At 72.1% G+C, this 26,450-nt stretch carries 24 protein-coding genes and 1 pseudogene; 13 read left to right on the plus strand and 12 right to left on the minus strand.

Features of this window, described 5'->3' with window-relative positions; all coding sequences use genetic code 11:
- Positions 1-83: 83 nt before the first annotated feature.
- The 5 genes from GUY61_RS11795 to GUY61_RS11815 all read right to left on the minus strand — a co-directional run bounded on the left by GUY61_RS11795 (position 84) and on the right by GUY61_RS11815 (position 4,679).
- Positions 84-872, minus strand: coding sequence for a response regulator transcription factor (locus GUY61_RS11795; RefSeq protein WP_166630061.1), 789 nt, complete (start codon positions 870-872; stop codon positions 84-86).
- A 57-nt stretch (positions 873-929) separates the two neighbouring features.
- Positions 930-1,778, minus strand: coding sequence for a phosphate ABC transporter ATP-binding protein PstB (gene pstB / locus GUY61_RS11800; RefSeq protein WP_166630083.1), 849 nt, complete (start codon positions 1,776-1,778; stop codon positions 930-932).
- Positions 1,779-1,843: 65 nt separating this feature from the next.
- Positions 1,844-2,752, minus strand: coding sequence for a phosphate ABC transporter permease PstA (gene pstA / locus GUY61_RS11805; protein ID WP_166630062.1), 909 nt, complete (start codon positions 2,750-2,752; stop codon positions 1,844-1,846).
- Positions 2,752-3,702 carry a phosphate ABC transporter permease subunit PstC gene (gene pstC, locus GUY61_RS11810; RefSeq protein ID WP_166630063.1) on the minus strand — a complete coding sequence of 317 codons (951 nt, stop codon included), beginning with the start codon at positions 3,700-3,702 and terminating at the stop codon, positions 2,752-2,754. The genes pstA and pstC overlap by 1 nt, the downstream gene beginning before the upstream one ends.
- Positions 3,699-4,679 carry a PstS family phosphate ABC transporter substrate-binding protein gene (locus GUY61_RS11815; RefSeq protein ID WP_166630064.1) on the minus strand — a complete coding sequence of 327 codons (981 nt, stop codon included), beginning with the start codon at positions 4,677-4,679 and terminating at the stop codon, positions 3,699-3,701. The genes pstC and GUY61_RS11815 overlap by 4 nt, the downstream gene beginning before the upstream one ends.
- A 403-nt stretch (positions 4,680-5,082) precedes the next feature.
- Between GUY61_RS11815 and GUY61_RS11820 the strand changes: the two genes are divergently transcribed.
- Complete coding sequence (locus GUY61_RS11820; RefSeq protein WP_398955133.1) at positions 5,083-7,146, plus strand: PhoX family protein; 2,064 nt, start codon at positions 5,083-5,085, stop codon at positions 7,144-7,146.
- Positions 7,147-7,203: 57 nt separating this feature from the next.
- On the opposite strand, the gene GUY61_RS11825 is transcribed toward GUY61_RS11820, so the two are convergent.
- The 3 genes from GUY61_RS11825 to GUY61_RS11835 all read right to left on the minus strand — a co-directional run bounded on the left by GUY61_RS11825 (position 7,204) and on the right by GUY61_RS11835 (position 10,820).
- Positions 7,204-8,190, minus strand: coding sequence for an NAD(P)-binding domain-containing protein (locus GUY61_RS11825; protein WP_313896628.1), 987 nt, complete (start codon positions 8,188-8,190; stop codon positions 7,204-7,206).
- Between the two features lie 185 nt (positions 8,191-8,375).
- Positions 8,376-9,692, minus strand: a complete 1,317-nt coding sequence (locus GUY61_RS11830; protein WP_166630066.1) for a phytase — start codon at positions 9,690-9,692, stop codon at positions 8,376-8,378.
- A gap of 216 nt (positions 9,693-9,908) precedes the next feature.
- Positions 9,909-10,820, minus strand: coding sequence for a LysR family transcriptional regulator (locus GUY61_RS11835; protein WP_166630067.1), 912 nt, complete (start codon positions 10,818-10,820; stop codon positions 9,909-9,911).
- Positions 10,821-10,892: 72 nt separating this feature from the next.
- Here GUY61_RS11835 and GUY61_RS11840 point away from each other — a divergent pair, with 72 nt between their 5' ends.
- Complete coding sequence (locus tag GUY61_RS11840) at positions 10,893-11,282, plus strand: RidA family protein (RefSeq protein WP_166630068.1); 390 nt, start codon at positions 10,893-10,895, stop codon at positions 11,280-11,282.
- Positions 11,283-11,366: 84 nt separating this feature from the next.
- Here the strand turns inward: GUY61_RS11840 and GUY61_RS11845 are convergent, their stop codons facing one another.
- The gene (locus tag GUY61_RS11845) at positions 11,367-12,812 is read right to left on the minus strand and encodes an FAD-binding oxidoreductase (protein WP_166630069.1); all 1,446 of its coding nucleotides are present in this window, start codon (positions 12,810-12,812) and stop codon (positions 11,367-11,369) included.
- Positions 12,813-13,645: 833 nt separating this feature from the next.
- On the opposite strand from GUY61_RS11845, the gene GUY61_RS11850 reads away from it, so the two are divergent.
- The gene (locus GUY61_RS11850) at positions 13,646-14,701 is read left to right on the plus strand and encodes a maleylacetate reductase (RefSeq protein WP_166630070.1); all 1,056 of its coding nucleotides are present in this window, start codon (positions 13,646-13,648) and stop codon (positions 14,699-14,701) included.
- Between the two features lie 280 nt (positions 14,702-14,981).
- Entirely contained in the window at positions 14,982-15,608 is a 627-nt protein-coding gene (locus tag GUY61_RS11855) for a TetR/AcrR family transcriptional regulator (protein ID WP_166630071.1), read from the plus strand.
- Positions 15,609-16,010: 402 nt separating this feature from the next.
- Here the strand turns inward: GUY61_RS11855 and GUY61_RS11860 are convergent.
- Both GUY61_RS11860 and GUY61_RS11865 read right to left on the minus strand, forming a co-directional pair.
- Positions 16,011-16,545: pseudogene (locus tag GUY61_RS11860) on the minus strand (DinB family protein).
- Positions 16,511-16,972 (minus strand): nitroreductase family deazaflavin-dependent oxidoreductase, encoded by a 462-nt coding sequence (locus GUY61_RS11865; RefSeq protein ID WP_166630072.1) that lies wholly within the window; start codon positions 16,970-16,972, stop codon positions 16,511-16,513. The pseudogene GUY61_RS11860 and the gene GUY61_RS11865 overlap by 35 nt, the downstream one beginning before the upstream one ends.
- 137 nt (positions 16,973-17,109) lie before the next feature.
- On the opposite strand from GUY61_RS11865, the gene GUY61_RS11870 reads away from it, so the two are divergent.
- Both GUY61_RS11870 and GUY61_RS11875 read left to right on the plus strand, forming a co-directional pair.
- Positions 17,110-17,802, plus strand: coding sequence for a TetR/AcrR family transcriptional regulator (locus GUY61_RS11870; RefSeq protein WP_166630073.1), 693 nt, complete (start codon positions 17,110-17,112; stop codon positions 17,800-17,802).
- A gap of 364 nt (positions 17,803-18,166) precedes the next feature.
- Positions 18,167-18,481 (plus strand): hypothetical protein, encoded by a 315-nt coding sequence (locus GUY61_RS11875; protein WP_166630074.1) that lies wholly within the window; start codon positions 18,167-18,169, stop codon positions 18,479-18,481.
- Between the two features lie 174 nt (positions 18,482-18,655).
- On the opposite strand, the gene GUY61_RS11880 is transcribed toward GUY61_RS11875, so the two are convergent.
- Positions 18,656-19,495, minus strand: a complete 840-nt coding sequence (locus GUY61_RS11880; RefSeq protein WP_166630075.1) for an IclR family transcriptional regulator C-terminal domain-containing protein — start codon at positions 19,493-19,495, stop codon at positions 18,656-18,658.
- A gap of 158 nt (positions 19,496-19,653) precedes the next feature.
- On the opposite strand from GUY61_RS11880, the gene GUY61_RS11885 reads away from it, so the two are divergent.
- The 7 genes from GUY61_RS11885 to GUY61_RS11915 all read left to right on the plus strand — a co-directional run.
- Positions 19,654-20,535: a dioxygenase gene (locus tag GUY61_RS11885; RefSeq protein ID WP_166630076.1), complete on the plus strand. Its 882-nt coding sequence runs from the start codon at positions 19,654-19,656 to the stop codon at positions 20,533-20,535.
- Entirely contained in the window at positions 20,532-21,047 is a 516-nt protein-coding gene (locus GUY61_RS11890) for a DoxX family protein (RefSeq protein WP_166630077.1), read from the plus strand. Before GUY61_RS11885 ends, GUY61_RS11890 begins: the two co-directional genes overlap by 4 nt.
- Positions 21,048-21,051: 4 nt before the next feature.
- Positions 21,052-22,527 (plus strand): amidohydrolase family protein, encoded by a 1,476-nt coding sequence (locus GUY61_RS11895; RefSeq protein ID WP_166630078.1) that lies wholly within the window; start codon positions 21,052-21,054, stop codon positions 22,525-22,527.
- 2 nt (positions 22,528-22,529) lie between these two features.
- Positions 22,530-23,687 (plus strand): CaiB/BaiF CoA-transferase family protein, encoded by a 1,158-nt coding sequence (locus tag GUY61_RS11900; RefSeq protein WP_166630079.1) that lies wholly within the window; start codon positions 22,530-22,532, stop codon positions 23,685-23,687.
- Positions 23,680-24,483 (plus strand): citryl-CoA lyase, encoded by an 804-nt coding sequence (locus tag GUY61_RS11905; protein ID WP_166630080.1) that lies wholly within the window; start codon positions 23,680-23,682, stop codon positions 24,481-24,483. Before GUY61_RS11900 ends, GUY61_RS11905 begins: the two co-directional genes overlap by 8 nt.
- A gap of 123 nt (positions 24,484-24,606) precedes the next feature.
- Complete coding sequence (locus tag GUY61_RS40075; RefSeq protein WP_166630081.1) at positions 24,607-25,905, plus strand: sensor histidine kinase; 1,299 nt, start codon at positions 24,607-24,609, stop codon at positions 25,903-25,905.
- Positions 25,902-26,450, plus strand: a 549-nt coding sequence (locus GUY61_RS11915) for a response regulator transcription factor (protein ID WP_166630082.1), incomplete at its 3' end; no start/stop codon positions are given. The genes GUY61_RS40075 and GUY61_RS11915, both read left to right, overlap by 4 nt.

The following is a 26,450-nucleotide window of genomic DNA, read 5'->3' on the forward strand; positions in this document are numbered from 1 at the left end:
CCCCCGCCCAGGTGCGCGAACTCCTCGCCCCCCAGGCCTGAACCGGCCCTCGAATCCCTCCGTCCCGGCCCGCCCCGACGCCATCACGCCGTCGGGGCGGGCCGGGACGGCTCCGCCTGCGGTCCCACCATGCCCTTGGGGTTGCATTCCAGGCGGTAGCCGATGCCGCGGATGGCGTCGATGCTGCAGCAGCTGCGGGCGTCGTCGCGCAGCCGGTTGCGTACCCGCCGGACGTGGACGGTGAGCGTGTTGCTGTCCAGGGAGTCGGTGCCCCACAGGGCCTGGGTCAGCTCGCGTCGGCTCACGACCTTGTTGGGCCGCTCCATCAGATAGCGCAGCAGCATGAATTCACGAACCGGCAACTCGATCGGGCGCCCCCGTACATAGACGTGAAAGCCCGCCGCATCAAGCTCTATGTCACCGACCAGCAGGGTCTGCTCCATCCCGCCTGCGGGCTTGCCGCCGCGGAGCAGCGGCAGGATCTCCTCGGCCCGGTAGGGGCGGGCGACGAACGCCACCGCACCGGCCGCGAGTGCGTCCGTGGCCTCCGCGGCGGCTTCGGGTCCCGCTCCCACGATGACGGGCACGGGGTGGAGTCTGGCGATCAGCCCGGTGACCGCCGCGGCGCCGACCACCGGCAGAGGGACACCGAGCAGTACCGCCCTCGGCCTGCGGGCGCCGACATGGAGCAGGGCTTCGGCCCCGTCGTGGCAGACGATGGTCGTCATGCCCGCCGCCGTGAAGCGCGCGACGGCCTTCCTGGCGAGCTCCGGATCGGGCTCGGCCAGCAGCAGGTCGGGGGTCTTGCCGTCCTCGGGGCCCCCGGGACCGCTGTCCGCGGTCGCCGGTGGCCGGTGTGCCTCGGGTGTCACCCGTAGTACTCCTTCACGTGATGCGCGCAAAGGCACGGACGCGACAGGTGTCGTCCGTCAGCCGAATCGACCGGAGATGTAATCCTCGGTGCGCTGGTCGGATGGGTTGGAGAAGATGCGGGAGGTCTCGTCGTACTCGACCAGCCGGCCGTGGCGCACGCCCTTGTCGTCCACATCGGCGGTGAAGAAGGCGGTGCGGTGCGAAACCCTTGCGGCCTGCTGCATGTTGTGGGTGACGACGATGATCGTGAACTCCTGGGCCAGGTGCTCCATGAGATCCTCGATCTTCGCGGTGGCGATCGGGTCGAGGGCCGAGCAGGGCTCGTCCATCAGGATCACCTCCGGCTTGACGGCGATGGTGCGGGCGATGCACAGCCGCTGCTGCTGGCCGCCGGACAGGGCCAGGGCGGAGTTCTTGAGCTTGTCCTTGACCTCGTCCCACAGCGCGGCGTGGGTGAGGGTCTCCTCGACCAGGTCGTCGAGGTTGCCCTTGAATCCGCCCACCCGGGGGCCGTACGCGATGTTGTCGTAGATGGACTTGGGGAACGGGTTGGGCTTCTGGAACACCATGCCGATACGGCGGCGCACCTCGATCGGGTCGACTTCGCGGCCGTAGAGGTCCTCGTCGTGGTAGTGGACCTTGCCCTGGACCCGGGCGCCGGGCACGAGGTCGTTCATCCGGTTGAAGCAGCGCAGCACGGTGGACTTGCCGCAGCCCGACGGGCCGATCATCGCCGTGATCTGGCGGTGCCCGATGTCCATGTTGACGTCTCGTACGGCCTCGTGGTCGCCGTAGAACACCGACAGTCCGCCGACCTCGAAAACCGGGTCGGCCAGGGACGGAGCGGCCCGGAAGGCCACCTGCGGGGTCCTGGTGCCGCCGGAGGCGTCGGAGGGAGGGGTCATGGCGGCGGCCTCCTGGGCGAGGGGAGCGGTGGGTGCGGTGCGGTCGGTGGTGGAGGTCATGGCGGTCACCACCGGCGGGAATAGCGGTTGCGCAGCCGGATCGCGAGCGAGTTCATGGCCAGCAGGATCACGAGCAGGATGACGATCGCGGAGGCGGCCAGCGCCGTGAACTCCGCGCGGGACTGGCTGATCCAGTTGAAGATCTGGATCGGCAGGACGGTGAACTGGCTCTGCACTCCGGTCGGGTTGAACGTGATGAAGGTGAGCCCGCCGAGCAGCAGCAGCGGTGCCGCCTCGCCGATCGCCCGGGACAGGGCGAGGATCGAGCCGGTCGCCATACCCGGCACGGAGGCCGGCAGCACCTGGCGCCAGATGGTCTGCCACTGGGTGGCACCCAGGGCCAGAGAGGCCTGGCGGATGGACTGCGGTACGGCGCGGATCGCCTCCCGGGCGGCGATGATCACGGTGGGCAGCACCAGCAGGGACAGCGTCAGCGAGGCCGTCAGGACCGTCTGGCCGAAGCCGAGACCGCGGGAGATGACACCGAGTCCGAGGATGCCGTAGACGATCGACGGAACCGCCGCCAGGTTCTGGATGTTGATCTCGATCGCCCGGTTCCACCACCGGTCGGGGTCGGCGTACTCCTCGAGGTAGATGGCCGTGAGGATGCCGGTCGGCAGGCAGTAGAGCGCGGTGAAGGCGATGACCCAGACCGTGCCCATGACCGCCGACTGCGCACCGGCGTTCGTCGGGTCGATGATGTCGGGGAAGTTCGTCCAGATCCGCGAGTCCAGCCGGGACCAGCCCTGGGAGACCACGTACGCCAGGAGTGCGGCGAGGAAGACCACGCCGACGGCGAGGGACGCCCACAGGCTCGCGTGGAAGAACCGCTCGCGCCAGGGAGTGCCCCGGCCGCTCAGCCTGGGTGTCCCCGGCGCGGCCGTGCGGTCCCTGTCGAGGACGGGGGAGCTCATCACTCGTACACCTCCCGGTACTTGCGCACCAGACGGATGCTGACCAGGTTCATCACCAGGGTCATCACGAACAGCAGGGCGCCCACGGCGAAGATCGTCTGGTAGCCGGTGGAGCCGGTCGGCAGGTCGCCGATGCCGGCCGCGGCGATGAACGCGGTCATGGTCTGCATGCCCTCGAGCGGGTCGAAGGAGAGGTTGGGGCGCCCGCCCGCGGCGATGGCGACGATCATCGTCTCGCCCAGCGCGCGGGAGATGCCGAGGACGACGGCCGCGACGATGCCGGACAGGGCGGCGGGGAAGACCACCCGGGTGGAGACCTGCATGCGCGAGGAGCCGAGGGCGAACGCGCCGTCACGAAGGGAGCGCGGCACGGCGTTCATGGAGTCCTCGGCGAGCGAGGCGATCGTCGGGATGATCATGATGCCCATGACGAAGCCCGCCGCCAGTGCGTTGAAGACCTGAGGGCCCTCGTCGCCGGGCCAGATGTCCTGGAGCAGTGGGGTGATGGCCTTGAGTGCGAAGAAGCCGTAGACGACGGTGGGAATGCCGGCCAGCACCTCGAGCATCGGCTTGAAGATCTTCCGGACACGGGGGTTGGCGTACTCACTGAGATAGACAGCGGCGCCGAGGCCCAGCGGGACGGCCACCAGCAGCGCGATGAGGGTGACCATCAGGGTGCCGGCGACCAGCGGCAGGACGCCGAAGTGGGGCGGGGTGAACAGGGGCGACCAGTCGGTGCCGGTGATGAACTCGACGAAGCCCACCTCGCCGAAGAACTCGGCGGCCGGCGGGATGAGGGCGACGACGATGCCGACGGTGGTCAGCACCGAGACCAGGGAGGCGGCCACCAGCAGCACCTTGATGGCCTTCTCGCCGTAGCGCGGCTGGGACCGCTTCAGAAAGCCGGGGCCTCCTGAAACGGTCCGCCGCCCGAGGGAGGGGGAACTCATGAGGAGTGCTGCTCCCGCAGGGCCTCGAGGTCCTTCTTCAGCTCGGCCTGCTGCTCGTCGTTCAGCGGCACGAACAGGGCCTTCTCGGCGATGTCGGCGCTGTTCTCGACGTAGTACTCGACGAACGCCTCGACCTCCTTCTTCTCCAGGGAGGAGGCCTTCGGGTAGATGAACAGCGGCCTCGAAAGCGGCTTGTAGCTGCTGTCCTGCACGGTCTCCGTGCTCGGCGCGACGCACCCGTCGCCGCCGTCGATCTTCAGGGCCTTGAGCTTGTCCTGGTTCTCCTCGTAGTACGACAGGCCGAAGTAGCCCATGCCGCCCTTGGAGCCGGACACACCCTGGACGGTGACGTTGTCGTCCTCGCTGGGCGAGTAGTCGGTGCGCGAGGCGCCCTCCTCGCCGTTGATGGCCTCGGTGAAGTAGTCGAAGGTGCCCGAGTCGGTGCCGGCGCCGAACAGCTCCAGCTTCTGGCTCGGGAACTTGGAGTCGACCTGCTTCCAGTTGTTGATCTTGGAGCCGGGCTCCCAGATCTTCTTGAGCTGCTCGACGGTCAGGCAGTCGGCGAAGTCGTTGTCCTTGCTCACGACCACCGTCAGACCGTCATTGGCGACGGTGAACTCCTCGAACTTCACGCCCTCCTTCTCGCAGGCCGCCTTCTCCTCGTCCTTGATCGGACGGGAGGCGTCCGAGATGTCGGTCTCGCCGGCGCAGAACTTCTCGAAGCCGCCCCCGGTGCCGGAGGTGCCGACGGTGACCTTCACGCCGGAGTTCGCCTGCTGGAACAGCTGGGCGGCAGCGGTCGACAGCGGAGCCACCGTGCTGGAACCGTCGACCTTGATCGTGCCGGACAGCTTGTCGCCGTCCCCGCCACTGGAGCCGCCCGCGTCGGCGCCGCCGCACGCACTCGCGGCCAGCATGACAGCAGCCGTCAGGGCAAGAGGAGCCTTGGCCCGGCGCAGCGAAGTGGATATGTTCACGACTTTCGACCCTCGTGTCTGCCGGGTCCCCCGGCGGGTGTGGATCAGGTGCGCAGTGCGCTCCGTTTCGGACACCTGGATCGAAGCTTGGCTATATGAACGGCCGGTGTACGGGGGATCCCTCCCGCATGAACGATAGCTGGTCATCTATATAGATGAACCATGATCTTCCCTGGCCCTGAAGGCGGGGCTGTCCGGCGTACCCGCGCGGCGGCGTCCGGCGGCCGTGTCGCGGGTGAACGCGGCGAGCGCGCGCACGGGTGTACGCCCCCCGGAGGTCAGAGTTCGGCCGGAGTTCACCACCTGTCCGGCCGTGCGGGTGCGAGGTGCCCTTAGTTTCATGCATCGACGACCGCCTATCTTCGGCGGCTCGGACGAACCGTCGCTCGCCCATGGAGGAACCGTGCACGATCTGCCCGACGACCGCGAAGGCCGCCCCGCGGAGCAGCCACTGCTGCCCGGTCACAACACGGCCCGGTCGGCGCTCACGTGCCGCTACCGGTGCGGCAACGCCTGCTCCCACGACGCTCCCAACCGCACGCTGAACCCCTACTTCGGTGACGTCGTGCGCCGGGCCCTGTCCCGCAGAGGTGTCCTCAAGTCGGGCGCGGTCCTGGCCCTGGCCACGGGTGGTGTCACCGCCACCGCCGTCGCCGCGGAGTCCGGCGCGACCCCGTCGGGGGCCCGTCCGGCGCGCGGCCTGGACTTCGAGCCCGTGGTACCCAACAACGCGGACGCGGTGACGGTGCCGGCCGGCTATGCGCAGCAGGTCGTCATCCGCTGGGGCGACGCGGTGCTGCCCGGCGCCCCGCGCTTCGACCCCCGCGGGCAGAGCGCCAAGGCCCAGGCCGGTCAGTTCGGCTACAACTGCGACTACATGGCCCTGCTCGACCTGCCGCGCCGTCACGGCCACCAACTGCTCGTGGTCAACCACGAGTACACCAACGAAGAGATCATGTTCTTCGGTTACGACCCGGCGAATCCCACCCGGGAACAGGTGGAGATCGCCTGGGCCGCCCACGGCATGACCGTCCTGGTCGTGCGCCCCGACCGGAACAGCGGCCGGCTGTGGCCCGTTGCCGGTGACGCCCTCAACCGCCGCATCACCGCGACCACGCCGATCGCGCTGTCGGGCCCGGCCGCCGGAAGCGACCTCCTCAAGACCGCCGCCGACCCCACCGGCCGCAGGGTGCTCGGCACGCTCAACAACTGCGGTGGCGGCGTCACTCCGTGGGGAACGGTGCTTACCGGCGAGGAGAACTTCAACCAGTACTTCGCCAACGCCGCGGCCGTCACCGATCCCGTCGCCAAGGCACGGCTCGCCCGTTACGGCCTGCCGGGCGGCGCCAGCCAGCGCAAGTGGGAACGCTTCGACGACCGCTTCGACATCGCCAGGGAACCCAACGAGCCCAACCGGCACGGCTGGGTCGTCGAGATCGACCCCCACGACCCGCACTCCACCCCGCGCAAGCGCACCGCCCTGGGCCGCTTCAAGCACGAGGCCGCCGAGCCGCGGCTGACCCGGGACGGCCGGGTCGCCCTCTACATGGGCGACGACGAACGGTTCGACTACCTCTACAAGTACGTCTCCGCCCAGGCCCACAGGAAGGGCGGCGGCGCCTCCGCCCGTGCGCACAACATGACGCTCCTCGACGAAGGCACCCTGTACGTCGCCCGGTTCACCGGCGACTCACCCGCCGATCGGATCGACGGCACCGGTACCCTGCCCGACGACGGCGCCTTCGACGGCGGCGGCGAGTGGATCCCGCTCGCCACCGGCACCACCTCGCACGTGCCGGGCATGAGCGCGGAAGAGGTGTACGTCTTCACGCGCCTGGCCGCCGACAAGGTGGGCGCCACCAAGATGGACCGCCCCGAGGACGTCGAGCCGCATATCCACACCGGACGTGTCTACGTCGCGCTGACCAACAACAAGGACCGCGGTGCCACGGGCAAGGCCGGCCCCGACGAGGCCAACCCCCGCACGGGCAACAAGCACGGACACGTCCTGGAACTGGACGAGCACCGTTCCGACGCGGCCGCGAAGACGTTCCGCTGGCGGCTGATGCTGATCTGCGGCGACCCCGACGACCCGTCGACGTATTTCGCCGGATACGACAAGGAGCAGGTCAGCCCGATCTCCTGCCCCGACAACATCGCCTTCGACGAGCACGGCAACCTGTGGCTCGCCACCGACGGCAACGCCCTCGGCTCCAACGACGGTCTCTTCGCCGTCCCCGTCAAGGGGCCGCAGCGCGGGCACGTCAAGCAGTTCCTGACGGTGCCCCGGGCCGCCGAGACCTGCGGGCCGATCATCACCGGGGACCGCGTCCTCGTCGCGGCCCAGCACCCCGGCGAGTCCGACGGCGCCACCGCGGAGAACCCGGGCTCGGCCTGGCCCGACGGGCCGGGCACCCTGCCGCGCCCGTCTGTCGTCAGCGTGTGGGCCGAGCGGCGCCGCGGCTGACTCCCCGACGGGACAGCGGCCGGCCCGGCCGCGGTGGCGCCCCCGTCCGCCGGGGCGTCACCGCGGCGGGCTCGTGGGCCGGCCCAGCCGAGCGGCCGTCCGCCGCGCCATGCGCCTTGCGTCGAGGCCGACGCCGCGCAGGGAGGCGGAGGACAGGCTGCGCTGCCACTCCAGCCCCACGAAGGCGAGAGCGGGGTGGGTGAGGGAGGCGCCGTCGCGGTGGAGCGGGCGCCCGCGCCCGTCCAGGGCGCCGAGCGGCGCGAGGTAACCGAGGGCGGGGCGGTAGCCGGTGGCGAGCACGATCGCGTCGACATCCTCGGTCGTGCCGTCCGCCCAGGTCACACCGGTTCCCTCGATCCCGGTGAACATCGGCCGGTGATCGGGCGCGCCCGCGTCGAGTGCCGCTCGGTAGCGGCCGTCGTCGATGGCGGCCATGGTCGCCGGTTCGCGCAGGAAGCGGCCCAGCGGGGCGATGTCCAGGCCGCTGACGGTGAGCCAGAAGTGCAGATCGCGGCCGGCCAGCGGGCGTTGCCCGAACCAGCGCACCGGAGCCCGGCTCGCGAGGCTGACGCGAGCGTGGGCGGCCAGTTCGGCGGCGACCTGCACGGCGGAGTTCCCGGCACCCACGACGACGACACGCCGGCCGGCGAAGGGCCTGGGGGAGCGGTAGTCCCGCACGTGCAGGACCGTGCCGGTGAAGGAGTCCAGACCGGGCAGCGCGGGGCGGTGGGGCCGGTCGAAGCCGCCCGTCGCGGCGACCACGGCGCGCGCGCCGAGCCCGGAACCGTCCTCCAGCGTGAGCGCGAAGCCCTCGCCGTCCTCCCGTACGCCGGTCACCCGGTGGCCGGTGCGGATGTCCGCGTCCAGGCGCCCGGCGTACCGCAGCAGGTACTCGACCACTTCGTCCCGGTGCGGGTAGCGGTCGGGGTCGGCGCCGAACGGCAGGCCGGGCAAGGAGCTGTACCGGGCGGGAGAGAACAGGGTCAGGCTGTCGTAATAGTGCGGCCACGACCCGGCGGCCCGCGCGGACGCCTCCAGCACCACGGGCTCAGTTTCCGCAGGCGCAGTGCGTGGGCCGCCGCCAGTCCGGACTGTCCGCCTCCGATGACGACCACTTCGGCATCCTCCATCACCGCTCCTTGTTTTGATGTATGTCTATGTTGATGTACATCAAAACAGCTGGTGTTCCGGCGGCGCAAGTCGTCGACGGGCCGGCGGCGGCCCGGGGGTCAGTCGTCGAGGGCGTCCATGACGCCGTCGAGCCCGACGAACTTGAAACCGGTGGCGTCCCGGTCGCCGTCGCCGGGGGTGTCGTGCCCGTCCTGGACGACCAGGAGGCCGTGGGGGTACTTCGCGCCGAGCGGCGCGTTGAGAGCGGCGGCGCCGTCGCACTCCTCGGAGCCGTCGAGCACCGCGGAGGCCGCGGTGACACGGAAGCCGCCCTCGTACTCGTTGTCGTCGGCCAGTTCGCGGTCGTACGCCGCGAAGGTGTCGTCACCCTGGCTGGAGGCCAGTACGTAGCCGTCCCCGTCGGACTCGGTGAGCAGGGTCAGCCCCTCGACATCCGCAGTGAGGCGGGAGCCGCCGAAGCCGGGGTCCGTGCCCGCCTCGCACTCCTCGGTCTGCTCGTCGTAGACGGCGGGGACGCCGTACTCGCGGACCGTGTCGACGAGTTCCGGCGTGCCGGTGAGGTCGGCGCGCATGCGCCAGACACCGACGTCCTCCTGCCCGGCGTAGAGCATCCCGCTCGCCGGATCGACGACCATGCCCTCGACCTGGGGCAGTTCCCCGGGCTCGGCGCACGGGGTCCAGGAGGAACCGTCCGGGAGACGGAAGGCGGAAGGCAGGTCGAGGGTGCGGACCTTGCGGTAACCGACCTTGCCGCCGGCGGAGACGGTCAGTTCCAGCAGTGCCACGCTCGTCCGCTCGCGGCGGCTGACCAGCGCGTAGGAGCGGCCGGTCGACCTGTCCTGCCAGGTGGCCAGCCCGTACGCGGTCCGCTGGTCCCCGACTTCCTGTTCGCCGGCTGAGAACACCGGCGCGGCCGCGGGGTCGGTGATGTCGGTGAGCGGCCCGCCGGGGCGGTCGCGGTCGATGCGGTAGACCCGGAGACGGTCGTTGCCGCGGTCGGTGGTGACCGCGAGGTCGGCCCGCCCAGAGGGCAGCCGCAGACCGTGGACCAGGTCGACGTTGTTGAACCGGCCGGGTGCGTCGTCGGGGTCCGTGGCGGGCGGAGCGGGGACGGACTGCACCTCGCGCGCGTCGAGGTCGTAGACGCGCAGTCCGCCCTCCTTGGCGGTGGCGATCACGAGGCTGCGGCCGGGGTCGGCGCTGTTGCGCCAGATGGCCGGGTCGTCCGCGTCGGCGTTCCCGCCGGCCTCGTCGTCGTACAGAGAGGGGGTCTCGGCGCGAGGCACGACGGCCGGCAGCGGGTCCCCGGCGGCGTCCCGCGCCTGGGCGGGCACGGTGGCCCCGAGGGCCGCGAGGGTCGCGAGGGCCGCGCCGAGGGTCAGGGTCACCCGGCGGGCACTGCGGAGCTTGACCACGAAAGGACTCCTTCAGGATCGAGGAGAGAGCGATGTCAGAGGGAGCCTGCGCTCTCCGCGTGAAGGCTTACCGGACGGTAACGCCACGTGGGCACAAGCAAGTTGTGAACAGCGGGTGAGCAACCGGCCGCATCTGCGGGCGGTCGGACGTGGCGGCCCGGCGGCCCGGCGGCCCGGGGGATCGCGAGGCCCGGCAGGGCTCGTGCGGCGGTCGGGTCAGGAAGTCCGGTCCGGCTGCTGGTCGCCCACGGCGGCCAGGAGGTTGGCGACCAGCGGGCTGGTGTCGTCCCGGCGCCAGGCGACGGCGACCCGGGTGCGGGCGGCGCCGGGCTCGATCCGGCGGAACGCCACGCCCTTCAGGCGGATACGCCGGATACTCGCCGGGGCGAGGGACACGCCCAGGCCGGCTTCCACCAATGCGCAGACGGTCTGCCACTCCACCGCGTGCTGGGCGACCCGGGGCGTGAATCCCGCCGCGGCGCACAGACCGGTGATCCGGTCGTGCAGCCGCGGGCCGACCGCGCGGGGCAGCAGCACGAAGGGCGAGTCCGCCAACTGCCCCACGGGAACGGTCCGTCGGGCCGCGAGCGGGTGCGTGGACGGCAGGACGGCCACGAAGGACTCGGTCAGGACGGTCCTGAAGGCGAGTTCCGGTTCGCCGGCGGGCGGTTCGCGCAGCAGACCGATGTCGATGGTCCTGTCGTGCAGCGCGGCGATCTGCGGCGTCGTGGTCATCTCGTGGATGTCCATCCGCACGTCCGGAAACCGTTCCCGGAAGGTGCGCAGCAGGCCGGGCAGCACGGTGAGGGCGAGGGAGGCGGCGAAGCCGATCCGCAGGCGGCCGGCCCGTCCGCTGCCGGCGGCGCGGGCCGCTGCCAGGCCGTCGGTCAGGGAGGCAAGGGCCCGCCGGGCGGCGGGCAGCAGTTCCCGCCCCGCCGCGGTGAGCGTGACACCTCCCGGCGCGCGGCTGAACAGCGCGTGCCCGACCCTGTCCTCCAGGCGGCGGATCTGCTGGCTCAGCGGCGGCTGGGCGATGCCCAGGCGCGCGGCGGCACGGCCGAAGTGCAGTTCCTCGGCCAGCACGGCGAATGTGTGCAGTTGGGCGAGGGACGGTTCGGGGCGCTCCATACCTTCAGAGATATCAGGTCGTACCTGCGACAGTATTGGACGTATCAATACTGGCCACCTAGCGTTCCGCGTATGACAGAGCGACGCGCGGTCCTCAGCGGTTCGACGTTCGAGGAACAGATCGGCTATGCCCGGGCCGTGGTGGACGGCGACCGGGTGCATGTGTCCGGGACGACCGGCTTCGACTACGCCACCATGACGATCTCCGACGACGTGGTGGAGCAGGCCGGGCAGTGCCTGCGCAACATCGGGGCCGCGCTGGCCGAGGCTGGGTGCACGTTCGCCGATGTGGTGCGGGTGCGCTACCTGCTCCCCGACCGCGCGGACTTCGAGCCGTGCTGGCCGGTCCTCCGCCGGGCCTTCGGCGAGGTACGGCCGGCCGCCACCATGATGGTGTGCGGTCTCGCCGATCCGCGCATGAGGATCGAGATCGAGGCGTACGCGAGGCGGGCCACCGCCTGAGGCCGTCCGGCGGCGGGCACCGGGGGACGGCGGCCCGGCGGGCGGACGGGGCGCGTGGGTGCGTGGGTGCGTGGGTGCGGGCCGTCAGGACGTCCCGGTGCCCGGCCGCACGTTCGCGTTCATACGGAAGAGGTTGCCGGGGTCGTAGACCGCCTTCACCTCCGCGAGCCGGTCGAAGTTCTTGCCGTAACCCCGGCGTACGAGCTGCTCGCCCTCCTCCAGGAAGCCGGGGAAGTTGAGGTATACGCCTCCGTCGGAGAACGAGGTCAGGTCGGCGAAGGTCTCGCGCACCCAGGCGATGTTGGCGGCCGAGTCGGCGTCCTCGTCCCAGTTGCCCTCGATGCCGAAGAGATAGGGGGCGCCGCGGTTGGCGAAGGCGGTGTCCTCGTCGCCCACACGGGCCATCGCGCCTCCCTGGTACCAGACGTCGATCGTCGAGTCCGCCGAGGGTGCCTCGGCCGCGTGTGCCCTCAGCCGCCCGATGAGTTCCTCGCCGAGCTCCGGTGCGTCCACGGACTTCCAGTAGTAGCGGCGGCCGTCCGGGTAGTCCTCGTCCAGCAGCTTCTGCGCCTGCGTGTAGGGCATGGTGCCGCTGAGGTCGCAGATCGGCTCGGTGATCTCCCGCAGTGCGCGCAGTGCTCGCGCCCCCTCCTCCGGAGCACCGGGATACAGGGCCAGGACCGCGGTGAACGGATCCCCGTGCGAGGCGGCGGGAAACGCCTCGTCCTCCGGGACCCGGCCGAGCACCCCGAGCGGGGCCGCCTGGTCGGGTGCCTCGGCGACGTACCGCTCGCAGGCGCGCAGCACTTCCGTGGTCCGGTCGGCGGGGTAGTACACGTTGCAGAAGAACACCTCAGGGCCCAGGGGCTGCGCGCGGTATTCGAAGGACGTCACCACGCCGAAGTTGCCGCCGCCGCCGCGGATCGCCCAGAAGAGGTCGGGGTGCGCTCCCTCGCCAGCTTCCAGCAGCCGCCCGTCGGCGGTCACTACGGTCGCCGAGACGAGATTGTCGCAGCTCAGCCCGTACGCGCGTCGGAGCCAGCCCATGCCGCCCGACAGGGTCAGGCCGGCGATGCCCGTCGCCGACACCACCCCGAGGGGGACCGCGAGCCCGTGGTGCTGGGTCTCCGTGTCGACGTCCGCGAGCGTGCAGCCGCCCTGCGCGCGCACGCGGCGCGTCCGGGGATCGACGTCCACCCGGCGCATGCCCGAGAGGTCGATGACGAGTCCTCCGTCGCAGAGGGCGTGGCCGGCCACTCCGTGCCCGCCTCCCCGCACCGCGAGGGGCAGCCCGTTGTCACGGGCGAAGCCGACCGCGGCGATGACGTCCTCGTCGTCCGCGCACCGCGCCACCAGGGCCGGGTGCCGGTCGATCATGCCGTTCCACACCGTGCGGGCCCGGTCGTAGTCCGGGTCGCCGGGCCGGCCGAGCGTGCCGTGCAGTCGCGAGGCGAATTCGTCCACGCGCGACTCGGGCACCTTGGGCACCTTGATCTCCGTGCTGCTGCCGCCGCCGTCCGTCGAGTTCATCGGGCCACCTCCCGTCTCAGCATCACCCGGGCCCGGGAGGGCCGCCATCCGGCCCTGGCCGGGGCCTTCCCGGCCCTTCCCACTCGCGTGGGTGTGCCGGCCGGGGCCGGGCGGGCCGCCCTGGTGCGGGTGGGCGACAGAGGGGGCGGTCCGCGTCGTGGACGGCAGCCGGGGTGTGGTGACGGAGGGCCCGCCTCACCGGATGGTCCGCGCAGTGGTGGAGGCGGACAAATCCCGCCGCGGGCCGCGGGCCGCCGGCGCCGGGCCGTGCCCGGACGGGCGGGCGGCGTGCCCGGACGGGCGGTGTGCGGCGCCGCTCACGGCGCGGCCATGAGGCCCCGTACGCCGAAGGATGCGGCCGTCGCGGCCGCGGACGGTGAGTCCGGGACCGGCTGAGCCACCCGTCTGCCTCCCGGTAAACCTCCCCGTCGCCCGGCGGTGCGCGCGTCAGGCGCCACCGCGGGACGACGGGCGCGTCTGGACCCCGGCCCGCGCCGCCCGGCACGGTGGTCCGGTGCCGGGCGTATGCCGTTGCGGGCGCCTGCCCTGCGTGGTCCGGGGCGCTCCCGCCGTCCGGCTGCGGCACCTGTTCGACGAGAAGCCGGCCACCCGATGGCCGGAATAGTCCCGGTCTCGACGCGGTCCGTCCCGTGCGTCGCGCAGTACGTCGGCCAGAGCAGCGGCTTCCGGAGCAACGAACCCGTCGACACCTCGGCCGAGAGGATGCCCGACGGGGTCAACATGGTCGGTACGGTGCTGAGCCCGCCGCAGACCCCGCGGCCGGTGACCGACCGGGCTCCAGGCCGACGACCGACCCGACCGAAGGACAAACCATGCCGACCGGCACCGACGCCCACGTCACCGTCCACGAGACCCTCCCCTCACGGGTGCTGCTGGGCCGCGGCGCCCGCCACCGGATCCCCGGCGAGGTGGAGCGGCTCGGCTCGCGCCGGGTGCTGCTGGTGGAGACCCGGTCGGCCAGGACCACCGCGGACGAGCTCGCCGAGGCGCTCGGTCCGCGGCTGGCGGCCCGCTTCGACGGTCCGGTGGTGCACACCCCCGTCGCGGTGACCACCGAGGCCGTGCGCGTGGCCGAGGCGAACGGTGCCGACGCGGTGGTGGCCATCGGCGGCGGCTCCGCGATCGGGCTTGCCAAGGCCCTGTCGGCCCGGACCGGTGTTCCTCAGATCGCGGTGCCGACGACGTACGCCGGATCCGAGGTGACCCCGGTCCTCGGCGAGACCGAGAACGGTGTGAAGACCACACGCCGTGACCCGGCTCTCGCCCCCGGCACGGTGGTGTACGACGCCGAGACGACCCTCACCATGCCGCCCGGCCTGACGCTGACCAGCTCCATGAACGCGCTGGCCCACGCGGTGGAGGCACTGTGGGCGCCGGACGCGACGGCCGTGTCGGACGGGCTGGCGGGCGAGGCGGGCGACGGGATCCTGAGCGCCCTGCCCGCCGTGCTCGCCGACCCGTCCGGCATACCCGGCAGGGAACGGCTGCAGGCGTCGGCCTGGCTCGCCGGCATCTGCCTCGCCCAGACCCGGATGGGCCTGCACCACCAGCTCGCCCATGTCCTGGGCGGGGCCTTCGACCTGCCGCACGCGGAACTGCACTCGATGCTCCTGCCGCATGTGATGGCCTTCAACCTGCCGGCCGCGCCGAAGGCCGCCGCCCGGCTGGAACGGATCACCGGCGGGGACCCGGTCACGGCCGTGGCGCGGCTCGCCCGCGGCTACGCGGGGCCCACCACGCTCGGTGCGCTCGGCGTGCCGCGCGACCGGCTGGCCGACATCGCCGAGGGCGTCGCCGCCCGGCCGTACCCGAACCCCCGGCCGCCGGAGGCCGGGGAGCTCACCCGGCTGCTGGAGGCGGCCTGGTAGGCGCCCGCCGTTCCCACAGTGCCCGCCGTTCCCACAGTGCCCGCCGTTCCCACAGTGCCCGCCGTCCCCACAGTGCCCGCCGTTCCCACCGTTCCCGCGCGCCGCCGCCGGGTGCGGGGTATCCGCCCCGCCGCCCCCGTCCGGACGGGCCAGGGTGATCGGGGCACCCGGACGCCGGGTTGATCTCCGCGGGGCTGCGATATGCTCGGGCGCGTGTGCAGTCGTCGACCAGGGATGCAGGCATGGTCGGCAGCCCGACAGCGAGAGGAAGGCGACTGACATGGCGGGCCTTCGTGCCGCGCAGAAGGAGATGACCCGGAAGCTTCTCCTCTCGACGGCCATGGAGCTGTTCCAGTCCAAGGGCTACGCGGCGACGACGGTGAACGACATCGCCTCGGCAGCCGAGACGACGAGGGTGACCTTCTACGCCTACTTCCAGTCGCGCAGCGACCTGGCGCGCTCTCTCATCGGCGAGCTCAACGAGATCCTCGAGCGCAGCGACTCCCCGAGAATCCGCTCCACCGCCAGCGCGCTGGTAGCCGCGGTCAGGGAAGGGACGCGCGAGTCGATCGTGGGCTGGCTGAGCGAGCGCTCGAAGCAGTGGGACATCATCCGGCCGTACATGAACGTCACCATCGAGGCATCGATGGTCGATCCCGAGCTGCGCGGCCTGGTCGACGAGTGGTTCGAAGAGGTCATCGCCGACATCAAGGAAGGCCTGGACCAGGCGGAGCGCTTCGAGCCGGAGGACAGGCACACCCGTGCGGTCCTGGCCTTCGCCCAGCTGCACTATGTGGGCCAGCACTGGACGGAAGGCCACTGGGGCGTCGGCCGCGAGCGCCTGGTCGGCATCCTCGCAGGCAGCTGGGTGAGCCTGCTGGCCGACGGCGGCGGCCAGTCCGCCTGACCACGGCCGCCGCCCGAGGGCTGCCGCACCACGTGGCTGCCCCCGCCGGGGGCGCGGCCCCAAACCACCCGTCACCGCCGCTACCGCGCCGCGATCTCCGGCGTCACGGACCCGCCGCGCGACAGGCCGCCTTCGCCGCGGCCCGCGCACCGAGGGCCGACCGGCACCCGGCAGGCTCGTGACCCGGGCGAAGACCCCGGCCGACTCTCGGGACCGTGAGCCGGCCGGAGAACACACCGGCCGTCGTCATCCTGCCCCGCCGCCGGGCGGTCGGGTGCTCGCTCGCCCGGATCAGCGCTTGCTGACACGCCCGCTGACACGCACGGCTCGTCAAGCCGTCGGAATCGCTGATCACCTGGCCGCGAGCCTCCCGTCACCGCTGCTTGCAGCGGGTCGGGTGCGCTACTGCCCCACTCGGCCGTCGACGCGTTCGCGCAGCAGGTCGGCGTGTCCGCAGTGGCGGGCGTACTCCTCGATGCGGTGTACCCACAGCTCTCGAATGGAGGTGTTGTCGTGATCCACGCGCGCGCCCAGATCCGGATACCCGGCCGGCGCGGCGTCGGTTGCCGCCTGTTCGCGGACGAGATCGGCGAATGCGCTCTCGACCGGCTCCCGCTCCGCGAGCGGCTCCCTCGAAGTCGCCGTCCTTTTCCCCGTACAGCCTGGGCGCCGGGTCTTCGGGCGCGATCCAGTTGCGCCAGTCCCGCTCCACCTCGGCGAGATGGCGGACCAGCCCGAGCAGGGACATGGTCGACGGGGGTACCGACCGGCGCGCCGGTTGCTCCGGGTTCAACCCCTCGCACTTCATCCGCAGGGTCAGCCGATAACCCGTCAGGAAGTCCTGCAGCGGCCCGGCTCCAACGCTCGGGCCTCGCCGGGGCTGCGGGGCCGCGCCCCGGAGGTCAGACGCTGAGGACGCGGAACACGGGGTAGCCAGGGGCTATGGCGAGCAGTTGGTCGTCGGAGGCGTCGGGCCCCACACCGTCGAAGAAGACGCCCACCTCGAACTTCCAGCGCTTGAGGTAGGCGCGCAGCACCTCCGGCTTGTCCGCGTCGGCAAGCTCCTCCGTGCGGAAGACCTCCGCGCGGCTCCCGAGGCGCAGCTCGCCGCCGCCGGAGACGCGGATGTTGCGCACCCACTGGGTGTGGCCGCGCGGCGCGACCAGGTAGCGCTGGCCCTTGTGGGTGAGCAGGTTGACGGGGGTCGTGCGCCACTCTCCGCTCTTGCGGCCGCGCACCGCGAGCACCCGCGAGCCCCAGACGCTGAGCCCGAGCTTGGTCAGGGCTGACACGAAGCCGTTGAAGGCGGTGTCGGCGAAGCCTTTCGGCCGGACGTAGCGGGCGGACTGGGGGGCGTCGGGCATCTCGGCTCCTCGGGTGCGGCTTGCCGGCTTGCGAGAGCGGTGCTCTCTCGCCACGACTGTGGCAGCGCCGGCCGTGACTGTCAAGAGCGGTGCTCTCGTTCTGGTGCGCTGCTCCTCAATGGTGGCAGACTGGACGCATGGCTGCGATCAGAACCGCCCGTCAGCGGGCCCGAGAGGAACTGACCCGCGAGATCAAGGAGGAGGCTCGCCGCCAGCTCGCCGCCGAGGGCGCCCAGCGGCTCTCGCTGCGCGCCGTCGCCCGGGAGCTGGGCATGGTCTCCTCCGCGCTGTACCGCTACTTCCCCAGCCGCGACGACCTGCTGACCGCGCTGATCATCGACGCGTACAACGCCCTGGGGGAGCGGGCCGAGGCGGCGCTCGCCTCCACCGGCGAGCCCCGCGGGCGGTGGCGGGCCCTGTGCGGCGCCGTCCGCGACTGGGCCCGCGAACACCCGCACGAGTACGCGCTGGTCTACGGCACCCCCGTACCGGGATACCGGGCACCGGAGGCCACCGTGGTCCCCGCGGCGCGGGTGGGCCGCGCCCTGGTCGAAGTCCTCGGCGCCACCACCGGAGCCCCGGTGCCGCCCATGTCCAGGGAACTGCCCTCCGTCCTGCGCGAGCAGATGGCAGGGCTCGCGGAGCAGCTCGGGTCGAAAGTGGATCCAGCGGTCCTGGCCCGCGGACTCGCCGTGTGGACACAGCTGTTCGGCATGGTGAGCTTCGAACTCTTCGGCCACCTGGTCGGTTCGGCCGACCCCGCCGACGCCTTCTTCGCCCACACGGTCGAGGAGATGGCCGACTTCCTCGGACTGCCGCCCTCTCCCTGAGCCGGGGGACGCGCTTCGGGGCGCCGGACGGCCCGCGGGCCCCGCCCCATGGCCATCGGCCCGGGCGGCGGCAAGAGAATGGGACCGACGCGGATGCCCGGACCCCGGACGGACGAGACCGTCCGGGGTCCGGGCATCCCGCGATCGACGCAGCCGCCTCCGCGTCCCAGCAGGTCAGCGACGGGGACGGCCCGGAAGGGCCCAACCGCGGCGAGCGGCGTGGCCGTGGGGCGCCGGGGCCCGGCACAGTCGGGACGTCACACCGGACGGCGCGGCCCGTGCCGGACCGCGACGTGTCCGCCGGGCCGTGCCCGGAGGGCGTCCGCGGCCGGAAGGCGCCGCGGACGTACAACCAGGAGGAACCATGCGCAGCCGAGACATGAAGTTCCACAGGGGCGCCGCCCTCGGCGTCCTCACCGCCGCAGTCCTGGGCGGTGGCCTCGTCGCCTCACCCGGGGCCACGGCGGCCGAGGCGATGGGCACGGCCCCCGCCTGCGTCCAGCGAGACGTCATCAAGCACGAGAAGTACGTCAAGGTCACCAACAACTGCGGCCGGGTGATGCACCTGAAGGTGGTCATCGACGGGGGCCCGGACTCGGGCTGTTACACCTACCAGCCCGGGTACTCCTGGGAGTGGAACTGGGGCCTCGGCTCGTACGGGAAGGTCGTCACCTGCTGACGCACCGGCAGGACCCGGCGGGGGCCCGCGCTCCGAGTGAGTGCGGGCACCCGCCGTGTTGACGTCTTGCCCTCGGTTCCTCCGTGACGGAAGAACCCCGCGCGCGGGTCGCCGGGAGGGCCGTGGTGTTCGAGTGACCGGCCGGTACGGGCCCGGCACGTCACCGGCGAGGCGTCACGCGCGGGACTCGTCGGGGCGGGAGCGGGAGCCGGCCGGGCCGGCGACCGTTTCCAGCGGGCGGGCGTGCCACGCCGCCCAGTCGGCGCTGATGGCGCTCGCGGTCCGCAGGAGCAGCGGCAGGTGGTGCTCGACGAGGGTTTCCACCGTGGTCTCGGCGGCGTGGGCGTTGACGTTCACGGCGGCGACGACGTTTCCGTCGCCGTCGCGCACGGGCGCGGCGACCGAGCGGATGCCGAGCGCGAGCCCCTGGTCGGTGACCGCCCAGCCCTTGGCGCGGACGTCACGCAGTACGGCGTCGATCTCGTCGCGCTCCGGTGCCCACCGCGGGGTGATGCCGGAGCGGCTGGGCTCGGCCAGGGCCTTGTCGAGCTGCTCGCGGGGGAGGGCCGCGAGCAGGACCTTGCCGAGCGAGGTCTGCAGGGCCGGGAAGCGGGTGCCGATCGTGACGGCGAGCGTGACCAGCTTCGGCACCGCGACCCGGGCCACGTACACGATGTCGGAGCCGTCGAGCTGGGCGATCGAGCAGGATTCGCCGGTCTGCTCGACCAGGTCGCGCAGGTGGGGCCGCGCGAGCTCCCACATGTTCGTCGAGCCGACGTAGGCCATGCCCAGCTCGAGCACGCGCGGGGTGAGGGAGAAGCCGCGCTCACCGGACCGCACGTAGCCGAGCTGTTCCAGCGTGATGAGGATCCGCCTGGCCGTGGGCCGGGCGAGGCCCGTGGCGGCGGCGATCTCGCTGAGCGTCATCGCGCCGGCGCCCGGCCGGAAGCAGCGCAACACGTCCAGGCCCCTCGCCAGGGCTTCGATGAACTCGGGGTTCCCGTCTCTGCGCATGGGCCCAGGCTAGCGGAGTGGACATCGGTCCGGCGTTCCCCGCCCGGGAGTGACCAGCGCAGGAGGCTTGATTTACGGCTCAACAATGCGCCATGGTGTCCGCTGTACGGACCATCGTCCGTAGTGCGGTCGGGTCAGATCGAATCGAGGAGGATTCCATGGCCTTCGTGACGGAGGACAACATCACCGACCTTGCGGTGAAACGGTGGGCCACCGCCCACTCGCCCCGGACGGCCGAGCTGATGACGGCGCTGGTGCGGCATCTCCACGCGTTCGCCCGCGAGGTCCGGCTCACCGAGGACGAGTGGGCGGCGGCCGTCGACTGGCTCGCCGACACCGGACGGACCTGCGACGGCAAACGCCAGGAATTCATCCTGGCCTCCGACGTCCTCGGCCTGAGCACACTGGTCGTCCAGCTCAACAACCGCTTCTCGTCCGGAGCGACACCCGCGACCGTGCTCGGCCCCTTCCACATCGACGGCTCACCGGCCGCACCCTTCGGCTCCGACATGTCCGACGGCATCGAGGGCACCACGCTCTTCGTCACCGGCCGCGTCCTCGGTCTCGACGGCCGACCGCTGCCGGACGTCGTTCTGGACGTGTGGCAGGCCGACGCCGACGGCACCTACGAGGCGCAGCTCCCGGAGCGCGACGAGGCGCGGCTGCGCGCCAAGTACCGCACCCGGGCGGACGGCACGTACTGCGTGCGGACCATCTCGCCGCTCGGCTACGCGATTCCGATGGACGGCCCGGTCGGCGGCCTCATGAGCGGAACCGGCATCAGCCACTACCGCCCGGCCCACATCCACTTCCTCATCGAGCACCCCGGCTACGAGAGGCTCATCACCCATCTGTTCCGCGAGGGCTCCGAATTCCTCGACACGGACGTGGTGTTCGGTACGAAGGACGAGCTGATCGTGCCGTTCACCGAGCGGCCCGCCGGAGCCTCCCCGGACGGCGGCACAATCGAAGAACCCCATCTGCACGCCGAGTTCGACTTCGTGCTCCAGCCCAGGACCGGGGGCGGTGCACGGCCGTGAGCCTCGGGCTGCTCCTGCTGCGGCTGCTGCTCGCCGCGCTTCTGTTCGGCCACAGCACGCAGAAGCTGTTCGGCTGGTTCGGCGGGGCCGGCCGCACCGGCACCGCCGCCGTCTTCGAGCAGTGGGGCTTCGTACCGGGCCGGCCGATGGTGCTCGTCGCCGGGCTGGCCGAACTCGCCGGGGCGGTGTCCCTCGCGGCGGGCCTGCTCACACCCGGCGGCAGCGCCGTGGTGATCGGCACCATGACGGTCGCCGCGGCGGCCACCGCGCCGAACGGCTTCTGGGCCCAGAAGGGCGGCTGCGAGGTCCCCTTCTGCTACGGCGCGCTCGCCGCGGTCCTCGCCTTCACCGGCCCGGGCCCCTGGTCCGCCGACCGCGCGCTCCTCCCGGCCCGTCTCGACGGCTACGCGTGGGGGTCCGCGGCACTCGCACTCGGTCTCGTCGCCGCCGCCGTTCCGCTGACGCTCCGGTCCCGGACCCTGCACACCCGCACACACACCACAACGAGGTGACGACATGACAGCCGACGAGCCGCAGCCCGGTGACTTCACCAGCGGGCGCCCCATCCTCTTCCGCAACGCCACCGTACTGACCATGGATCCGGCGACCGGCGTGATCGACGGAGGCGACGTACTGGTCCGCGGCGAAAGGATTGACCAGGTCGGCCGGGCACTCCGGGCACCGGACGACGCGGTCGTCGTCGACGCCTCGGGCGGCATCCTCATGCCCGGCATGGTCGACACCCACCGGCACATGTGGCAGACCGCGCTGCGCGGCCTCGGCGCAGACTGGACGCTCTCGCAGTACTTCGTTTTCTACTACCTCAACTGGGGCAAGATCTTCCGCCCCGAGGACATCCACGCCGGCAACCTGCTGTCCGCGGTCGAGGCACTCGACGCGGGCGTGACGACCACGGTCGACTGGTCGCACGGACTGCGGACGCCCGAGCACGGCGACGCGGCCGTCGAGGCACTGCGCTCCGTGCCCGGCCGCTTCGTACTGGCCTACGGCAACCTGTCCGGAGCCCCCTGGGAGTGGGCCACCGCACCGGAATTCCGGTCCTTCGCGGACCGCCACTTCACCTCGCGGGACGGCAGGCTCGGCCTGCAACTGGCCTTCGACGTCACCGGGGACGAGACGTTCCCCGAGAAGGCGGCGTTCGAGGCCGCCCGCGAACTCGGCCTGCCCGTCACCACCCACGCCGGTGTGTGGGGCGCGACCGACGACAAGGGCATCCGGCTCATGTGGGACCACGGCTTCATGACACCCGACGTGACCTACGTCCACTCGGCGACCCTCAGCGAGGACTCCTACCAGCGGATCGCCGCTTCCGGCGGCACGGTCTCGGTGTCGGCGGAGAGCGAGCAGAACGCGGGCCAGGGCTACCCGCCCACCTGGCGGCTGCGGCGGTACGGCATACCCGCCTCGCTGTCCATGGACACCAGCGTCTGGTTCAGCGCCGACATGTTCTCCGCCATGCGCGCCACCCTGTCGGCCGACCGCGCGCGCGAACACCTGGAGGCCCACGCGGGCGGCCGGACCGTGGCCCACCACCGGCTGCGCGCTCGCGACGTCGTCGAGTGGGCCACGATCGGCGGCGCCAGAGTGCTCGGCCTCGACGGGCGGATCGGCTCCCTCACCCCCGGCAAGGACGCCGACCTCGTACTGGTCAAGAACGACCGGGACCCCGCCATGTTCCCCCTCCTCCACCCCTACGGGCACGTGGTCTACCAGGCCGGGCGCTCCGACGTGCACACCGTGCTCGTGGGCGGGAACGTCGTGAAGTACCGGCACGGGCTCCTCGGGGCGGACCTGGCGCGGGCGCGCGCCGCCGTCGGGGCCACCGTCGAGCACACGCGCACCACACTCGGCGAGGACGCGTGGCGGGAGGCCATGGAACCGGAACTCCCCGAGACCGAGACGATCTCGAACCCCTACACCTACAGCAAGTACCGCGGCGAAGGCGTCGCCGTGCAGCACGAGGAGCAGTGACCATGACCGCAGACACACGCGGGCCGCTCGGCGGGCTGCTGGTGGCGGACTTCTCCCGCATCCTCGCGGGTCCGTACGCCACCATGCTGCTGGCCGACCTCGGCGCCGACGTGGTGAAGGTCGAGGACCCCAAGGGAGACGACACACGCACCTGGATGCCACCGGTACGGAACGGAGTGTCGACCTACTACCTCGGGATCAATCGCGGCAAGCGGTCCATCGCGCTCGACTTCCGCGACGCGGCGGACGCCCGGCTGGCCCGGGAGCTGGCACGGCGCGCGGACGTGGTCATCGAGAACTTCAAACCGGGCGGACTGGCCAAGTACGGCCTGGACCACGCCTCGGTGAGCGCCGCCAACCCGGGCGTGGTGTACGCCTCTATCAGCGGGTTCGGAGCCGGGCCCGGACGCGAGGTCCCCGGCTACGACCTGATGGTGCAGGCGGTCTCCGGGCTGATGAGCCTCACCGGCGACCCGGACGGGCCGCCCTACCGGGCGGGAATCTCGGTGTTCGACGTCATGGCGGGCAACCACGCCGCCATCGGCATCCTCGCCGCACTGCGGCACCGCGACGCCACCGGCAGCGGACAGCTCGTCGAGGTGAACCTGCTGTCCTCGGCGCTGACCGGGCTGGTCAACCACAGCTCCGGCTACGTCGCGGGCGGCGACGTGCCCTACCGCATGGGTAACGCGCACCCCAGCGTCTTCCCCTACGAGCCACTGCCGACTGCCGACCGGGACCTGATCGTCACCGCGGCGAACGACGGGCAGTTCCGCCGGCTGTGCGAGGTTCTCGGCATCCCCGAGGCGGCCGACGACCCCCGTTTCCGGCACAACGCCGACCGCACGGAGAACCGCGAGGAACTGCGGCCGATCCTGGTGGCACGGCTGCGGACTCGCAAAGCCCTGGAATGGTTCGACCTGCTCGTCGACGCCGGTGTTCCGTGCGGCCCCATCAACACCATCGACGGCGGGTTCGCCATGGCCGAGCGCTTCGGGCTCGAACCGGTCGTGGAGGTCGGCGAGGGGGACCGGGCGGTGCCCACCACACGGCACCCGATCCGCTTCTCCGAGACCCCGGCCACCTACCGGCTGCCCCCGCCCGAACTGGACGAACACGGCGCCGAACTGCGCTCGTGGCTGGAGGACGACCGTGCCTGAGTACCCGACCGCGCTCGGCGCCTCCTCACTGGACAGGATCACCCTGCTCGGCCAGGACCTCGCGGCCGATGTGATGGGCGAGGTGGGGTTCGGCGAGCTGGCGTTCTGGCTGGCCGCTCAGCGCCGCCCCACGCCGGGCGAGACACGGGTGTTCGAAGCCGTGCTCGCCGCGCTCGCCGACCACGGCTTCACCCCGACCGCGATCATCACCCGGCTCACCTACCTGTCGGCCCCCGACTCCGTCCAGGGGGCGCTGGCCGCCGGACTCCTCGGAGGCGGCTCGCGCTTCCTGGGCGTGACCGAGGACTGCGGCCGCTTCCTGCACGAGGTCCTGTCGGGTGTCCAGGGCGAGTACCCGGCGGACGGGGCCGGCTGGGACGAACTCGCCCTGGCCGCCGTGCGCGCCCGGAGGGAGGCCGGCACCCACCTGCCCGGGCTGGGACACCACGTCCACAAACTGGGCGACCCGCGCACCCCCAGGCTGTTCCGGATCGCCTCCGAGGAAGGGCTCTTCGGCCCGTACCTGTCACTGTTCGCCGCCGTCGGACGGGTCCACCCGCGGGTGCTGGGCAGGACCCTGCCGCTCAACGGCGCGGGAGTCTGCGGGGCCGCGCTCGCCGACCTCGGCCTGCCACTGGAACTGCTCCGGGCCTTCGCCCTGCTCGCCCGCACGGCCGGCCTCATCGGCCAGCTCGCCGAGGAGCTGCACAACCCCGTGGCGAACGACATCTTCCTGTCCGTGGACCTCAACAACCGTCCCGTACCACCACGATCCGACGACACACCGGCGGCCTGACACACCGGCGGCCCGGCACACCGGCGGCCCGGCACACCGGCGGCCCGGCACGACGCGCCGCCCGGGCCGGACGGCCGCGCGGGTGGGCGAAGCGGTGGAGAAGCCCTGTGCAAGGATGAGGACGTGCCGTCCTCATGGCCGTATCGCGTTCTTGACAAGCCGAACATCACATCCCGCCTCATCGTCCTGCTGCTGGTCGTGGTGGGGGATCTCCTGCTGCTGCAGACCGGCAGCCGGTCGTCACCGACCACCTGGGGCTTCGGGCTCGCGGCGGTGGGGATCGGCCTGTTCGGCGCCGTCAGGCCGCTGGCCACCGCGCTCTGCCAGGCGGCCCTGCTGCTCGCCGCGGACGCGTACGGAACCTACGCGCACGGTCCGGCGGCCCTGGTGAAGTACATCGCCGTCTTGTCCCTGCTGGAGCTGGCGATCCGCCGGCCGTGGCCGAAGGCGGCGATCGGCGCCGCGGCCCTGACCGCGGTGTACACCATCCACACGTTCGAGGCCATGCCCGCGGAGCTGCCTTCCCTGCTCTACCGGGTGGTGGTGACGGTGGGCGGTCCGGTGCTGCTGGGCGGCTACGTGCGTGCCACCCGCCAGGCCGCCTGGCACGCACAGAAGCGCGCGGAGGAGGAGAGACGCGGCCAGGAGCTGCGGACGCGTGCGGCGCGGGTCGCCGAGCGCACCGCGATCGCACGGGAACTGCACGATCTGGTGGCCCATCATGTCTCCTCCATGGTGCTGCGGGTGGGCGTGGCCCGGCACGTGCTGCCGGTCACGGACGGGCGGGTGACCGAAGTCCTCGACGACCTGCACGCCACCGGCACCACCGCCCTGACCGACCTGCGCCGCCTGGTGACCGTTCTGCGTGATCCGGCGCAGGTCCTCCAGGACGATGCCGCGGCGACACTGGTGGCCCCCGACGGGCTGCCCGCCGCACTCCACGCGGTGATCGAGCACGGCCGGCGGATCGGCCTCGACGTCGAGGAGTCGACGGATCCGGGGATCGGGCACCTCGACGCGGTGCGCGGCCTCGCCGTCCTGCGGCTGGTCCAGGAGGGGCTGGCCAACGTCGCCAAGCACGCCGGTCCGTCGGCGCGCGCCCACGTGACGGTCGGGATGGCCGAGGCGGGCGCTGTCCGCCTGCGCATCCGTGACGATGGCGCCGCGTACGACGACGACCGGAAGGTGCTCGCCGCGTCCGGGCCGGGGCTCGGACTGGTGGGCATGCGGGAGCGGGTCGCCCTGCTCGGCGGGTCGATGCGGGTGGGACCGGCCGACGGAGGCTGGCAGCTCTCCGTCACACTCCCGGCCGACCCGACGGGACCGGACGCCGAGTGCCCGGCCGACCCGACGGGACCGGACGCCGAGTGCCCGGGCGGTGCGCGGCCGGAACACGAGTACCAGAACGGAGGCCGGCCGTGATCCGCGTGCTGCTCGTCGACGATCAGGGGCTGGTCCGTGCCGGACTGCGGATGCTGTGCGAGGCCGCCCCCGATGTACAGGTCGTCGGCGAGGCCGAGAACGGGCGGCAGGCGGTGAGCCTCGCCGAGGAACTGCTGCCCGATGTGATCCTTATGGATCTGCGCATGCCCGGCGTCGACGGCATCGCCGCGACCGGCCGGATCCTCGCCGCCCGCCCCGCCACCCGTGTCGTCGCGCTGACCACCTTCGACGACGACGATCACCTCTATCCCGTGCTGGCCGCCGGCGCGTGCGGCTTCCTCGTCAAGGACGCCGCACCGGCCGAGCTGCTGGACGGCATCCGGCGGGCCGCGCGCGGGGACGACCCGTTCAGCACGTCCGTGCTGCGCCGTCTGATCGGGCAGGCCGTACGGACGCGGGCCGCCGACGACCAGGTCGGGGGTCCACTGCCGCGTCAGCTCCAGCAGGGCGTCGAGCCGGACGGTGGCCGTCATGGCGTCCTGGCCGTAGCGCATGCGCTCGGGGGTGACGCACACCGCGGGAAG

Origin of the sequence: Streptomyces sp. GC420 (genome assembly GCF_009916105.1) — a bacterium.
Classification (GTDB): Bacteria; Actinomycetota; Actinomycetes; order Streptomycetales; family Streptomycetaceae; genus Streptomyces.